This window comes from Sulfurimonas sp. C5, assembly GCF_029872055.1.
Lineage (GTDB): Bacteria > Campylobacterota > Campylobacteria > Campylobacterales > Sulfurimonadaceae > Sulfurimonas.
In genome coordinates, this window is the sequence record NZ_JARXNQ010000005.1 from 150829 (window position 1) to 164846 (window position 14018).

General features: G+C 37.8%; 13 protein-coding genes and 1 pseudogene. 6 read left to right on the forward strand and 8 right to left on the reverse strand.

The genetic code is table 11. The annotated features are described in order from the left end of the window. The first annotated feature begins 53 nt into the window (after positions 1-53). Positions 54-1406, forward strand: coding sequence for a Na+/H+ antiporter NhaA (gene nhaA / locus P6N22_RS09285; protein ID WP_280332320.1), 1353 nt, complete (start codon positions 54-56; stop codon positions 1404-1406). Here nhaA and P6N22_RS09290 read toward each other — a convergent pair. Both P6N22_RS09290 and P6N22_RS09295 read right to left on the reverse strand, forming a co-directional pair. After that, positions 1366-2355, reverse strand: coding sequence for a dipeptide epimerase (locus tag P6N22_RS09290; protein ID WP_280332321.1), 990 nt, complete (start codon positions 2353-2355; stop codon positions 1366-1368). The genes nhaA and P6N22_RS09290 overlap by 41 nt on opposite strands. Further along, positions 2352-3482 (reverse strand): DUF819 family protein, encoded by a 1131-nt coding sequence (locus tag P6N22_RS09295; protein WP_280332323.1) that lies wholly within the window; start codon positions 3480-3482, stop codon positions 2352-2354. The genes P6N22_RS09290 and P6N22_RS09295 overlap by 4 nt, the downstream gene beginning before the upstream one ends. Before the next feature lie 200 nt (positions 3483-3682). Between P6N22_RS09295 and P6N22_RS09300 the strand changes: the two genes are divergently transcribed. Genes P6N22_RS09300 through P6N22_RS09315 form a run of 4 tightly spaced genes read left to right on the forward strand, consistent with a single transcriptional unit; the run spans position 3683 to position 8050 of the window. Continuing rightward, positions 3683-4525, forward strand: coding sequence for a hypothetical protein (locus P6N22_RS09300; RefSeq protein WP_280332325.1), 843 nt, complete (start codon positions 3683-3685; stop codon positions 4523-4525). A gap of 54 nt (positions 4526-4579) precedes the next feature. Beyond that, entirely contained in the window at positions 4580-5911 is a 1332-nt protein-coding gene (locus P6N22_RS09305) for a hypothetical protein (RefSeq protein WP_280332327.1), read from the forward strand. Next, on the forward strand, positions 5911-6651 hold the full coding sequence (locus P6N22_RS09310; RefSeq protein WP_280332329.1) for an exonuclease domain-containing protein: 741 nt from the start codon (positions 5911-5913) through the stop codon (positions 6649-6651). The genes P6N22_RS09305 and P6N22_RS09310 overlap by 1 nt, the downstream gene beginning before the upstream one ends. Position 6652: 1 nt before the next feature. Further along, complete coding sequence (locus P6N22_RS09315) at positions 6653-8050, forward strand: hypothetical protein (RefSeq protein WP_280332331.1); 1398 nt, start codon at positions 6653-6655, stop codon at positions 8048-8050. Here P6N22_RS09315 and P6N22_RS09320 read toward each other — a convergent pair. After that, complete coding sequence (locus tag P6N22_RS09320; protein ID WP_280332332.1) at positions 8031-9233, reverse strand: Na+/H+ antiporter NhaC family protein; 1203 nt, start codon at positions 9231-9233, stop codon at positions 8031-8033. The two genes, P6N22_RS09315 and P6N22_RS09320, sit on opposite strands and share 20 nt — an antisense overlap. A 174-nt stretch (positions 9234-9407) precedes the next feature. Then, positions 9408-10031 (reverse strand): acyl-CoA acyltransferase, encoded by a 624-nt coding sequence (locus P6N22_RS09325; protein WP_280332334.1) that lies wholly within the window; start codon positions 10029-10031, stop codon positions 9408-9410. Between the two features lie 50 nt (positions 10032-10081). Between P6N22_RS09325 and P6N22_RS09330 the strand changes: the two genes are divergently transcribed. Further along, a complete protein-coding gene (locus P6N22_RS09330; RefSeq protein WP_280332336.1) occupies positions 10082-10759 on the forward strand; it encodes a L,D-transpeptidase family protein in 678 nt (225 codons plus the stop codon). Here the strand turns inward: P6N22_RS09330 and argS are convergent. From argS to P6N22_RS09350, 4 genes and pseudogenes are all read right to left on the reverse strand, one after another. Continuing rightward, positions 10756-12351: an arginine--tRNA ligase gene (gene argS / locus P6N22_RS09335; RefSeq protein ID WP_280332338.1), complete on the reverse strand. Its 1596-nt coding sequence runs from the start codon at positions 12349-12351 to the stop codon at positions 10756-10758. The genes P6N22_RS09330 and argS overlap by 4 nt on opposite strands. A 5-nt stretch (positions 12352-12356) precedes the next feature. After that, the gene (locus P6N22_RS09340) at positions 12357-12602 is read right to left on the reverse strand and encodes a twin-arginine translocase TatA/TatE family subunit (protein ID WP_280332339.1); all 246 of its coding nucleotides are present in this window, start codon (positions 12600-12602) and stop codon (positions 12357-12359) included. Between the two features lie 88 nt (positions 12603-12690). Further along, the gene (gene gmk, locus P6N22_RS09345) at positions 12691-13311 is read right to left on the reverse strand and encodes a guanylate kinase (RefSeq protein WP_280332341.1); all 621 of its coding nucleotides are present in this window, start codon (positions 13309-13311) and stop codon (positions 12691-12693) included. Then, positions 13308-14018: pseudogene (locus tag P6N22_RS09350) on the reverse strand (hypothetical protein); the annotation flags it as partial. The pseudogene P6N22_RS09350 and the gene gmk, both read right to left, overlap by 4 nt.

Here is a 14018-nt window from a genome sequence, read left to right on the forward strand (position 1 = left end):
CTATAATGTTGTAAATAGTTGTTATAATTAAGGATAATCAGAGAGGAGAAGATATGAAAATTTACGCACCGTGGGAAAAGACCTTCCAAAAAGTCGCCACCCCGCTTGAACATTTTATTCATGCTCAAACTACGACAGGGATCATCTTAGTCTTTATGACAATAGTTGCACTCATACTTGCAAACACACCGCTTTATGAGTTTTATGAAAATGTTTTTCATCTAAAAATATCATTCAATGTCAGTGACTGGAAACTCTCTCATACTATCCACCACTGGATCAACGACGGTCTTATGGCAATCTTTTTCTTTTTAATCGGTCTTGAGATAAAAAGAAATATCCTGGTAGGTGAGCTTTCAAACGTACGTGTTGCAATTCTGCCGATCCTTGCCGCACTTGGCGGAATGGTTGTGCCTGCTGCGATCTATATATATGTAAACAGCGGACTTGACAGCCAAAACGGATGGGGAATCCCTATGGCGACAGATATCGCTTTTGCAATTAGTGCACTGGTTCTGCTAAATAAAAGGGTATCGCCCTCTCTCGTTACTTTTTTAATAGCACTTGCGATCGTAGATGACTTGGGTGCCGTTGTGGTTATCGCTGTTTTTTATACAGAGCAGATCCACCTTGCTCCACTCATACTGGCAGGGGCTAGTTTTCTTATTATGGTTTCTTTTAACCGCTTTGGTATCCATGCGGTTCTTCCGTACTTCCTTGTCGGTATGTTTTTGTGGTTTTTTATGCTTGAATCAGGTGTTCATGCAACGATTGCAGGTGTTATTGCAGCAATGGCAATCCCTTCAAAACCGAAATACACTCCAGATGACTTCTCACACCACATAAAAAACAATCTTGACGAGTACGACAGCTATCCAGTTGCAACCGACTACTCTTTGCATGAGAAACAAAAAGCGCTTCTTATCAACATGTCGGAGAAAATTGACTCTATCCAATCTCCTTCTGCAAGGCTGGAGCAGGTACTGCATCTCCCTGTGAGTTTACTTGTAATTCCTCTTTTTGCTCTTGCAAACGCAGGTATCAGCATCAACTTTTCTAAAGTGGACGAAGCATTGATGGAACCTATCTCTTTAGGGATTATTTTAGGACTGGTATTTGGTAAGGTCTTGGGGATAGCGGGAGTCTCTTACATAGCTACAAAACTGAAAATTGCCCAACTGCCGGATAACAGCAGTATGAGTCAGGTTTTTGGTGTTTCACTGCTGGGCGGGATCGGTTTTACTATGAGTATCTTCGTAGCCGAACTCGCTTTTTACGGCAATGAACCTTATATTTTCCAAGCAAAAATAGCTATTTTAACAGCTTCGCTTTTAGCAGGTTTGAGCGGTTATCTGTGGCTAAGATTCATAGCACAAAAACCTCACCCCGATCGAAACGGAAACTAAGAAGTTTTGACGGTTCTTTGTAAAGCAAAGGGCTGTCAAGATCAACAAACCTGATCACATCACGGTAGTTAAATGCCAACTGTACAGCCGCGTTGATCGAGATTGGTCCCTCTATCATAGAGCCGAGCATACAAGTTATGTTATGCTCCCTTGCATACTCCAAAATCTTAATAGCCTGACTCACACCGCCGCACTTCATCAGTTTAATGTTTATCATCTGGGCAATGTTGTTTTGGTGGATATGTTTCGCATCTTCAAAAGAAAATACCGCTTCATCTGCAAGGATAGGGATCGGTGAGTTTTGTGAGACTGTTTTTAATCCTTTCAAATCTTTTGCCGTTACGGGTTGTTCGATCAACGCTATCGAGCTTAGGTCTTTTACCCCTTCGATATACTCCAAACTCTGTGCGACACTCCACGCCTGATTTGCATCTATGAGCAGTTGCACTTCGTCAAACTGATCCGCCAGAGTATGTGTGACCTCTATAGCGTGAGCAATGTCACTTCCCAGTTTTACTTTAAAGAGTTTTATCCCTTGCTCTTTTGCGTTTTGCGCCTCTTGCAGCATCTCCTCTTTTGTGCCGAGTGAGATCGTAATGTCTGTTTCTATCGGCTTAGTATTGCCTATAGCCTCTTGGATAAAAAGAGCCATGTCGAGTGCCGCTTTTGAGGAAGAGCCGATCGAAGATGCGTGCAGAGCCTGCAATGCTTCTGAGCTGCCAAGCCCGAGAAGCAACGGCGTCACCTCCGCGATGTTTTGCTCAATGCTCTCTAAATCTTCTCCCGTTATCGCTTTGGTTGCAGGAGCTTCTCCAAAACTCTCGCTTCCGTCCTCAAAAACAATCTTCGCTCGGATAAACTCTGCATCATATACAGTTCTCAAAGCTGTTTTAAAAGGATTTTTTAAAGGGATACTTTCTCTTGTTGTAGTAATAGAAACTATTTTCATTGTGCGATCCCTATTAAAACATTACCGACAAAAAGTCCGCCAAACGTCCCTATGATGTAACCGGCTATTGCCATAAGCACTCCAATGCCAACCAGTTTTTTATCGTAAGTAGCGGCTAATATAGGTGCTGATGCTACTCCGCCGATGTTGGAGAGTGAGGCTACTGCGATCGAGAAAAGATCAAGTTTAAAAAGCTTCGCCCCGAGTGCCATAAGTACAAAGTGGATAGCCAAGATCATAAAACCTGCAAGGACATACAACCCGACACTCCAAAAACTCTCGATCACCGCCTGCGAACCTATGAGAGCTACCAAGATGTAGAGCATTGTCGTTGCGATCTCAGCCGAGCCTCCAACTTCTCTTAACTTTGTAAATGAGCCGAGTATTCCAAAAACGGTAGCGAGTACCACTATGGTTGTCGTGGTATTTAAAATAGTAAACTGGGTAGCTAACATCTGTGAGATAAACGAGATAGCGATCGCAAGCACAACCAAAAACCAGTACCGCTTCGCCCCCACCGTACACGAACAGCCAATAGAACCTAGAGTTTGCAAAGAGTCTTGTGCCTTGCTCCATCTGTTAAAGTAAGATGCAAACGGCGTCAAGAAAAGTAAAAAAACTACCCAGATCGTATAGTTCACACTGTCAACAACAAGCGCGTACCCAAAGGCTTCTTCACTCACACCAAGTGCAGAACCCACCGCCACCATGTTTGCAGTTCCGCCCATCCAGCTTCCCGCCAAGGCACCAAATGAGCTTGCGATCATTTTGTCGAACCCAAAGAGGTACACCACTGCAATAAAACCGACTGCGATCGAAACCACCGCCAAAACATACGCCAGCAGAAGCTTTCTACCGAGTTTTACAAAGTCGCGCAGATCAACCTGCAAAAGGATCAAAAAGAGCATAGCAGGAAGCAGGTTTGTTTTTGCAAGTTTGTAAATATCGTGGATCGCATCGTTTTGTGCAAACGCACCCATACTTGCCAAGAACATAGAAAAAGCGTAGATCATCACGACAGAGGGAAGGTATGTAAATATTTTGTGTTTTATCTTCTCTTCTAAAAAGTAAAACCCACTTGCAATCAATGCCAGTGTAAGTAAATATACCAAAGGATTTTCGATCACGCTCTATCCTGCTTTTTTATTATAAGTGTAGTGGGTTTTGGATTTTATATAGATAAAATTGAAATCATGGAGTAAGAAAAGCACAATAGTTTTATCATTTAAATTAACTTTTTTAGTGTTTATTTATTTAGCTAATATCAAGTAAATCTCTATATAATATTCATTAAATATAATTTTTTATTTTATAAGGATTAAAATATATGAAAGACAAAATCAATGACAACAAAACAAAACAAGCTGGCTTATGGGAATGGGTCAAGGCACTATCTACATTATGTATCGTTAGTGTATTTTCTTATAAAGTATATATAACTCCCATAAGTCTTACTGTGGATTTTCCAACACTACTATCACTTCTCTTAGCTTTATTTTCAGTAGCTTTAGCAGCACTTTTTTACTTTAAAGCAACAGAAACAAGCAATACATTTTATGACAATACATACAATTTCACCAAGGACATTGCACAATTACTTGTAAAAATAGAAAGTGGATTTGGTGAACGTTTAAGAAACTTAGATGAAGGTTATACTTCAATGAGAGATTATTTACAACATTATAACGATATCCCCAAAGACAATGTAGAACAAACCAAACAAAAAATCGAAACTGAAAAAACTGAAATGGCAAAGGTTATTACTGAAAGAAATGAAATTATTGAACAATTAATAGAACGTTCAAATTTACAACAAGAAGAAAAATCTCGAGTAATGCAAGAACTAAAAGAAAAAGACTCTGAATTAACTGAAGCACAAAAAGAACTCAGTAAAATGAAAAGACGCCTTTTCGTTGAACGATTAAATAAAAAACAACAAAATTTCGATGTCGATGAAAGATTAATTAAATTTACAAGATCTCGTGTTATAAATGTAATAGGTGAAGATCGTTTACTTAAAGGTTCAAAACCTTATATAAAAAGACGTTTTGATAGAGTGAAAGATCAATTTCCAGATGCTTATATTAACGATCTGGAACAAGAAGGTTTTTACGATGATGGTTTAACAGATCTTGGTTATCAATTTTTAAAGGATATGGCTGAAAACTAATATATATTATAAATTTGTATATTATTAATGATTCAATTGACAAAAGGTACTCTTATGAAAATTGCAACTTCACTTTTACTTTTCACATCTGTATGTTTCGGTGCAACTCTTTCTCATCAACCGACAAGCTCTTCCTTGGTTATTTACAACAACAATAAAGCTCTCGTAAATGAAACAAGAGAACTCTCTTTACAAAAAAACGACACTGAAATAGTGTATGACAATGTTGCAAGCACTATTCATACAGATTCTGTAAACATTAAACTCCCTTCTGGTGTTTCACTTACTTCTCAGCAGTACAGATACGACAAACTCTCCGTACAGAAAATGCTCGAAGTGTATCTCAACAAAGAGGTAAGAGTAAAACTCTCCGAACACAGACATATCAATGCGACTCTTTTATCTGCTAACGCCCCTTTTGTTTTAGTAAAAAGTATGGACAATGAGATCATCCCCGTAAAGTTTGAAAACATCATCTTTAAAGATTTTCCAGAAAACTTCATAACGACACCTTCACTCATCTGGAACGTAAAAACAAAAAAAGATCTCCACGACAATGTAGAACTGGATTATCTGATCTCAAATATCTCATTTAACAACAGCTATACTCTAAACATTGAAAAAGACTCGAGCGAGCTTGACGGCTGGTTTAACATTGACAACCGCTCGGGCAAAAGTTTTAAAAACAGCTCTTTAGCTTTTTTGGCAGGGGATGTGAATTTTGTGCAAAACCCTACACCGATAGCTTACAAAACAATGGCAACACTGGCAGAGAGTGACATGATGCCGCAAGAACAATCTTTTTCAGGGTACCATTACTACAAACTCCCTTTTAAAGTAAACCTTCCAAACAATGAAAAAACGCAGATCAAGTTCCTGTCATTACCGAGTCTGAAGATCGCACGTGAATACATCTCAACTGTACAAAATCCCCTCTATCTCCACGGAGAACAAAAAAGCAGTGTGATGCAGGAAGTCTCTTTTCAAAATGGTGCACAGGTTCTTCCAAAAGGGGTAGTAAGAGTCTATGGAAAACTGGACGGGCAAAAAATATTGTTAGGTGAGAGCAACATTAACCACACACCGAAAAATGAAACACTCCATCTGGGCATCGGCAAAGAGTTCGATCTGGAAGTTATGCAGACACTCCTGCAAAGAGATGAGCAAAAACACCACATAAGTTCTGCTATTCAATACTCCGTAAAAAACAGCTCAAAAGAGGAGAAAACTGTTACCCTGCGTATACCTTTTTATAAAGAACGTTCTGCAAAAGTATATTCCAAAGAAAAATACACTTATACTAAGGGAAATTTAGTTACATTTATACTTCCAGTCAAAGCAAATACGACAAAAAAATTTACGGTAAAGTTTGAGAAAAACAGATAATGGCAAAATATATAATTTTAGATACTGAAACTACGGGAACAGACGAGCTAGATCGCATCATACAACTTGGTTACCTGGTACTTGGCGGTAAAGAGACAGAGGTGCATAACGAGTTTTGTTCTAGCGACATAGAGATTAAATTCCCTGCGATGGAAGTTCACGGTATTACGCCTGAGATGATCGCAGGGAAACCTTTATGTACGGAAATGTCATCTTATAAAAGACTCTTAGAGTTAAATACACCTGATAACTATATGATCATTCACAATGCTCCATTTGACATAGGGATGCTTCAAAAAGAGGGCTTTTCGCTGCAAATGAAATTGATCGACACACTTCGCGTGGCAAAACATATCTTTGAAGATGAAGATGCACACAGACTGCAATACTTCCGCTATAAAATGGGTCTATATAAACAAGAAAAACAAGAGGCGGATGCTTTAGGGATCGTTGTAAAAGCGCACGATGCGATCGGTGATGTACTCGTTTTAAAACTCTTTTTAACAAAGCTAAGAGAAGCGGTTCAGGCAAAATTTCCAAATGAAAACCCTGTTGAAAAGATGGTAGCCCTTACAAAAGAGCCTATCCTTGTAAAAATGTTCCGTTTTGGAAAATACAGAAACAAAACTCTTCAAGAGGTGGCAGCTGAAGACTCAGGTTATCTGCGCTGGATGTTAAAAAGCATGGAAAATCTGGATGAAGATATGAGATACTCTATCAACTACTATCTGGGAAGTTAAAATGTCACGGTTTCTTCTTGCTTTACTTAGTACCTTTGTTCTTCTAGGCTGTTCTGCACAACATCAGCCAGCTATAGAAGAACCTGCCTTTGCTACTACTAAACAAGAAGAATCTACTGTACATAATGAACTCTCCCCTTCCCTTTATGTTCTTGCTCCAAAAGGTGCAAAAATCAGAATCATGAATATAAAAGAGAGATATCATGATCACATAGAGCTTAAAAAGGGGAACTATCTTGTTGACGTCTCCAAGCAAGGATTTCAAACATATCATAAATGGGTGCAAGTTGAAAAACCAACGACATTAAAAATTACACTCTCAGCTCAAACAGTTATTCAAAACTTCTCTTGGGAATATGACCACCAGAAATTTTATACCCTTTACGATCCAAAAACAGAACTGATCTGGGCACTGCCGTCTGATTATGTAGATTATGTTCAAAAATACAAACCTCAAAAATTTTTAACCAAAACAATTGCAGCCGATTCTCCGCAATGGCCGCGCATAGATCGAACAAAACTAGACACCATCATCTATAGAGCTCCGGATGCATTAGTGCTCTATAAAAAATCAAAACAGGACTCTCTAAAAGATTTCTACCAAAATCTTCATAAGCTCTCTATCAATACTATGAACGATGACTGGAGACTCCCTACAAAAAATGAGATAGTTCTAAACAACCCGTTTAAACATTATCAACAATATTTCCAGCTTATATGGGATAAAGGGAATATTGTGAAAATGAACGTCCCTGTTCTTTATAAAGATGCAAAAACCCTAAAAGCTCTAGGATATAAAAAGAACAAACAGCTCTATAACAGTTCAGTCAGTAACTATATTACATCCATCAACAATCCGACAAGCATAGCACTCGTAACACCTGTAAAATCAAAAGATTCAGAAATAGACAATATCGTATATTCAAATTCATCGATAAGTCAAAAATTTCAAGAGCTTTATACACTTCTAAACTCCAATGAAAAAGCGATCAAAATACTTTTAGGCGATCCTAAACTCAAAAACATCACTTACAATAAAAAAACAAAGAAAGTAGAGGGGATTGTATACTCTACAACAAACGATTTTCAAACGAAATTTTCATTCAAACTAGCTGAATCAAAATATGCAGATATGAGAGAAAAGCTTTTAGATGAGCGGCTTATTCCTAGTATTGCATTTAGCTTTACAAATGGAAAACTACATTACAAGTCGCTCAAATTAAAAACCAATAAACTTCAGGCCAAAGAAGCATATATGGAAGCTAAGCGCTCAAAAAATATTAACTTTTACAGAGAGTTTATCAATATGTATCCGAATACACCAGAAGCAGCAAAATTAAAACAAATGCTAAAAGAGGAATACAGAAGCAAATATGTCTCTATAGCGAAGCAATTATAAAAAATACAATTGCAATCAGAGCACTCAAAAGTGCATAAGGCAATTGTGTATTGACATGCTCTACGACATCACATCCGCTTGCCAAAGAGGATATTATCGTGGTGTCTGAGATCGGAGAACAGTGATCTCCAAATACCCCTCCGCTGATCACAGCACCGATTATTAAAGGGATGTTTGCATCAAGTGCCACTGCCATTGGAACTGCAATAGGGATCATAATAGAAAATGTCCCCCAGCTTGTCCCCGTTGAAAACGCGATAATCCCGCTTAAGACAAATATCACCGCAGCTAAAAAAGAGACGTTGATGTTTTCACTTGCAAATGATGCCAGATAAAGACCTGTTTTTAACTCACTTGTCACCTCTCCGATCGCAAAAGCAAACAGTAAAATCATAGCAATAGGAAAAAGTTTGTTTGCTCCTTTTACAGAAGCTATCATATACTCTCTTGCTCTCATTCTGCCAAACAGAACATAAAAAATAAACATAAACACCATTGTCGTAAGAGTTGTATAAAAGATAGAGCTTGAACCGCTTCCTTTTAAGATATCGCCATTACCGGTAATAAATAAAAAAGCAAAAATAGATAACACTAAAAATAAAATAGGAACCAACATCTGCCAGATATTCGCATTTTTAAGGTCGTTGTTTTTGAGTTTGTACTCATGTACCGTAGAGTTCTGCATCCCTTTTGTATAAAGGCCGAAAAATATAACCGCAAAAGTCACTGCCAATGCACTCATGGAGTAAAAGTTAAATACCACTGCATCAATTAAAAACTCTACACTGTTGCCGTGAATTATGCCACTTTCAACTTGCGTTATTATTAGCCCGAGAAGCAATGCACCCCATCCGTTAAATAAAAGCAGTGAACAGATAGGTGCAGAAGTAGAATCACACACGTAAGCCAATTTCGCCCTGCTAACCCCTTCTCGATCGCAAAGCGGTTTCCCTACCGCACCTGCAATAAGTGAAGTGATTGAAGACTCTATAAAGATAAGGACACCTATCATATAGGTAATCACTAAAGCTGAACGAGGTGACTTTACGATTGAGCGTTTGAGTGTCATGTATTTTACAAACGATTCTATTGCACCCGAACGCTCTAAAATCTCCATAATGCTTCCCACGAGGATTGCAAATGCCAGAGTTTTGAGTATCCAGCCTTTGCTAAGAAGCATCATAAACAAATCTGTAAACGCTTCTATACTGTTAATAAAAGCAAAGTTATGGAGAATTAAGACTCCTAAAAGAATCGCACCGAATAATGATAAAAAAACATTTTTTGTATATAGTGCTAAAAAAATTGCTAATACGGGAGGGATAATTGAGAGGTATGTAGGCTCTATCGTTTAATCCTAAAATTCGATTTCAAAAAGCATAATACCGTTGCGTCCGAATGTTTCTCTATACTCTTCACATTCTTTTTGTTCCACTAAACGAAAGCCGAGTTTTTTATAAAACATTTCAGTCTCAAGTGAACCGATTTCAATGATTGTCTGTGCTCTTCTGTAGCCTCTAAGTCTTGCATTGAGAAGTGACTTTTGCATAAGTGCTTTTAAAACACCTACATCAACAAAGTCGTCTAACTCTTCCATGAAATCAAACATTAAAGTAGAATTTCTAATATTGAAACTACACTCGTAAAACGGCGCTAAAATGTCGTTTGCATCTTCACAGCACCCTATCTCTTCCAAGGCTTTGATAAATGTTTCCTGGTTTGAGATTCTCGGTTCATAACTGCATAATGTACCGACATTTTTCCCATCTATTTGAGCGATTAAAAAGTTTTTATAATGGCAATGGCTCTTTGAAGTGGTCGTTGTAAGTTTTTCAATTTTTTCCAGAACTTCGGCATCTGATCCCATCTCAAAGAGGAAGTCAAATAATCCCACTTTTTTACCTGCACGAGAACTCTTTAAGATCATCTGTGCAAGGAATTTTGTGTCTTGTTCTGTAGCCTGTTTTACTGAAATAGCCATTATATTTTCCGTTTAATGAAATTCAAAACTTCCTAATAGTACCATACTTTATGATAAAAGTTTTCTTAATTGCAATTTTTTCCCCAATGCTTTTACTTTCTTCCCAAATCTTACTAGTAATTAGTAATGATTTTAACACTTCTAAAGCCAAGCTTTCTGCCTATGAAAATTCTAAAAAAGTTTTTGAAAATATTGATGTAAATATTGGTAAAAACGGTTTAGGCTGGGGACTTGGTGTGCGTGAAATTCCACACAAAAAAAGTGAACCCATAAAAATGGAAGGGGATAAAAAAGCCCCTGCCGGTATTTTTCAACTCGGCGTTGCTTTTGGGTATCAAAAACAAATTGATCTCAAGCTGCCTTACCTCTATGCAGATGACAAGCTTCTTTGTGTGGATGATGTAGATTCGAAGTTTTATAACCGCTTTGTGAACTTTGACAAAGGGATTCAAAGTTTTGAGCATATGAAAAGAGATGACGAGCAGTATAAGTACGGTCTTACTGTCGTACACAATCAACAGCAGATTAAAAAAAGGGGTTCTTGTATATTTTTACATATCCAAAAGAGTCCTAACCATCCGACGGTTGGCTGTACATCTATGAAAGAAAAAGATTTGTTAAAAATTTTAAAGTGGTTGGATAAAGATAAAAATCCGATACTCATTCAAGTACCGAAACTTTATCTAAATGAGGTATATAAACTCTACCCAGAGCTAAAGAAAGACTAGTCGTCTTCTTTAGTCATTTTGTCTTTTGCTTCAATTCCCATAAGACCTAAACCAGTCTTAATGCTCAGTGCAACAACTGAGAGAAGTTTAAGCAGTTTTGCTTCATCTTCAGTTCCGATGATACGTACATCGTAGTAGAACTTGTGAAGAGATGCAGCAAGCGCTTTTAAGTAATCCGGCAGTTTTTGAATCTGACGAGAATGGAATGCATCTTCGATCACTTCCGGTAATAAAAGTGCATCAAAAAGTAAAGTATCTGAATTTTCATCCAGATTTTTCAAACTTGCATTTGCGATATCTTCAGCAGATACTTCCGCTTTTTCTAAAAGTGTTTTAATTCTTGCATGTGCATACTGAATGTAAAAAATCGGGTTTGAGCTGTCTTGCTTTTTAAATTCGCTAAGGTCAAACTCTAAGGCCGTATCACTTTTTTTACTTGCAAAGATATATCTTAAAGCATCAGAACCGATCTCTTCAACGATATCGCTCATAAGTATTACGTTACCCGCACGTTTACTCATTTTATACGGCTCACCGTCTTTGAGTAAACTTACCATTTGAGAAAGCAGTACTTCAAGTTTTTCACTATCGTATCCTAGATACTCAACAGCAGCTTTTACACGAGGGATATATCCATGGTGATCAGCACCCCAGATATTGATGTAGTGCTCATATCCACGCTCAAATTTTTGGTTGTGGTATACAATATCACCGGCAAGATAAGTCGGGCGTCCGTCTTCACGAACTACAACTCTGTCTTTTTCATCACCTTTAGCTTCTGATGCGATCCATGTTTTATCGTCGTTTTTGTAAACACCATCACCCATCTTAGCCATAACTCTATCCCAGTCATCATAGAGTGTTGATTCGTATACAAAAGTATCGAAGAAGATGTTTGTATCGCCAAGATCTTTTACGATGATCTTCATCACTTCATCTTTAGCCCACATTGCAAGCTCTTTTTGACGTGATTCATCACTAAAGATTTCACGACCGAATTTCGCTTCTGCACCTGCAGCCAAAGCTTCTAAATAATCACCGCGATAATATGCTTCAGGATATTCAACATTCTCTTTTAAGATGTTTTCTCTTGCATATAACTGGATAGACAGACCAAGTAAGTCGATCTGATTTCCCGCATCGTTTACATAGTATTCTGCAGTGATGTCATATCCCAGATGTTTTGCTAAACGGTAAAGAGTATCTCCATATACTGCACCACGAGCATGACCGATATGTAATGGTCCCGTAGGGTTAGCAGAAACAAACTCTAAAAGCACTTTTTGCGCTTTCTCTTGTGTACCGAACTCTGAAGGATTCTCTAATGCCCATGAAGCATACTCTGCTAAGAAGTTTTCACTTAAACGGAAGTTTAAGTACCCTTTTACAGATTCAACTGATGAAAATACATCCGTGTCTTCAAAAGAGTTTGCCAATTCTTCGGCAATCACCATTGGTGACTTTCTTAGTTCTTTTGCTAATGAAAAAGCTATTGGAGTTGCGAAGTGACCAAAAGAGCGATCACGAGGTTTTTCTAAAACTACTTCACGACCAATACGATCGCGAAGTATCTCTGCTACACGTTGTTTCAATGTTGTTACGCTTGTGTAGTAGTATTTTTTGGAGCTTCAGTTTCAGATGCAGATGCTACTTCTGTAGTTTCACCTTCAACTTTTTTAGGCTCTTCAGATGCTACTTCATTATTCACATCTTTCATTTCATCTTTAAAATTTTTGATACCTTTTCCTAAACCTTTTGCTAAATCAGGTATTTTTTTAGCTCCGAATAAAAGTACAATGATTCCAAATATAAGCAGTAGTTCTGTTCCGCTTGGCATACCCATAGTTATATCCTTTATAGTTTTTAAGTTTGTGATTATATCACTGTTTTTATTTATATTCTCTTATCAATAAAAATTATGATAGCAGTTTTTACAAATCTTCCCATTTTTGTACAAAGTCGTTGATCTCTTCGTTTGCTTTTTTAAATCTTGCCGTTTTTGCAATTAATAATAATTTTTCTGCCGCAGTTTTGAGATCATCATTAACAAGAAGGTATTCATACTCGCTTACACGTTGAATCTCTTTTTTTGCCATTTTAATACGACGCTCAATCACATCTTCATCATCAGTAGAACGGTTGCGAAGTCTTGTTTCTAGTTCAGTTAAACTAGGTGGTGTAATAAATACGGAAGTGGTAATGTCACCTAAACGGTTGTTGATAGCCGTATTTCCCTGTACGTCAATATCGAAAATCACAAGTTTTCCTTCTGATAATGCTTTTTTTACAGGCTTGATTGAAGTTCCGTAATAATTCCCGTGCACCACCGCGTATTCCAGGAAAAGGTCCTCTTCTATATCTTTTTTGAACTCTTCTTCACTTACGAAATGATAGTGTACACCATCCACTTCCCCTTGTCTCATAGGACGTGTTGTCGTTGAGATTGAAAAATAACAATTTCCAAGTTCATCAAAGATCTCATTTATCAAAGAACTTTTTCCTGCCCCGCTTGGGCCAGAAAGTACTAATACTGCACCGTTTATACTACTCATTTATCCTCACCTAATGTTATATTGATACTGATTTTCATCCCTTTCATAGATGCTGCTACATTTTTATCCGTAAGTGCTTGTAACAGGTTTTTAAGAGCTTCAACACCATCGGTTGCAGCCTCTTGTACCACCTCTTCACTCTCTTGCTCTAGTTCTTCATCTAGATTTTCAACAACTTCTTCACCAAGTTCATCTTCTTCTGTTACTTCCTCTGCAACAGCTTCACCTAGTGCAAGTTTTAACTCATCTGATGAAAGTGAATCTATATCAAATTCCACTTCACTGTCAAGTTCTTCTTGTGTTAATTGACTTACAGCATCTTCTATTTGTGCAGAGATGTCTTCTTCCTCTTCTGTAACTTCTTCTTCGCCGAATTCTTCATCCAATTCCTCATCGAATGTTGTATCAAGATCTTCAATCTCATCCTCTTCGGTTTCAGCTGCTACCTCTGATAATTCCTCTAAATCTTCAGGTAATTCAAGCTCTTCAGTCTCTACCCCTGCTTCTTTTGCCAGTGCGTCGAGGTCAAGTTCATCTTCTTCTACACCAAACTCTTCGCCGAACTCTTCATCCAGTTCCTCATCGAATGTCGCATCAAGATCTTCGATCTCATCCTCTGCTTCCTCTTCAGCTCCTGCATTAACTTCATTCATCAATGCATCTATGTCAAGTTCTTCTTCTGCTTCAGTAGTTTCTTCATCAGTATC

Excerpts from the sequence above, each read along its gene's own strand:
- nhaA (WP_280332320.1), top strand. The coding sequence starts at position 54 with ATGAAAATTTACGCACCGTGGGAAAAGACCTTCCAAAAAGTCGCCACC.
- P6N22_RS09290 (WP_280332321.1), bottom strand. The coding sequence starts at position 2,355 with ATGAAAATAGTTTCTATTACTACAACAAGAGAAAGTATCCCTTTAAAA.
- P6N22_RS09300 (WP_280332325.1), top strand. The coding sequence starts at position 3,683 with ATGAAAGACAAAATCAATGACAACAAAACAAAACAAGCTGGCTTATGG.
- P6N22_RS09305 (WP_280332327.1), top strand. The coding sequence starts at position 4,580 with ATGAAAATTGCAACTTCACTTTTACTTTTCACATCTGTATGTTTCGGT.
- P6N22_RS09310 (WP_280332329.1), top strand. The coding sequence starts at position 5,911 with ATGGCAAAATATATAATTTTAGATACTGAAACTACGGGAACAGACGAG.
- P6N22_RS09315 (WP_280332331.1), top strand. The coding sequence starts at position 6,653 with ATGTCACGGTTTCTTCTTGCTTTACTTAGTACCTTTGTTCTTCTAGGC.
- P6N22_RS09320 (WP_280332332.1), bottom strand. The coding sequence starts at position 9,233 with ATGATGCTTCTTAGCAAAGGCTGGATACTCAAAACTCTGGCATTTGCA.
- P6N22_RS09325 (WP_280332334.1), bottom strand. The coding sequence starts at position 10,031 with ATGGCTATTTCAGTAAAACAGGCTACAGAACAAGACACAAAATTCCTT.
- P6N22_RS09330 (WP_280332336.1), top strand. The coding sequence starts at position 10,082 with ATGATAAAAGTTTTCTTAATTGCAATTTTTTCCCCAATGCTTTTACTT.
- P6N22_RS09340 (WP_280332339.1), bottom strand. The coding sequence starts at position 12,602 with ATGGGTATGCCAAGCGGAACAGAACTACTGCTTATATTTGGAATCATT.
- gmk (WP_280332341.1), bottom strand. The coding sequence starts at position 13,311 with ATGAGTAGTATAAACGGTGCAGTATTAGTACTTTCTGGCCCAAGCGGG.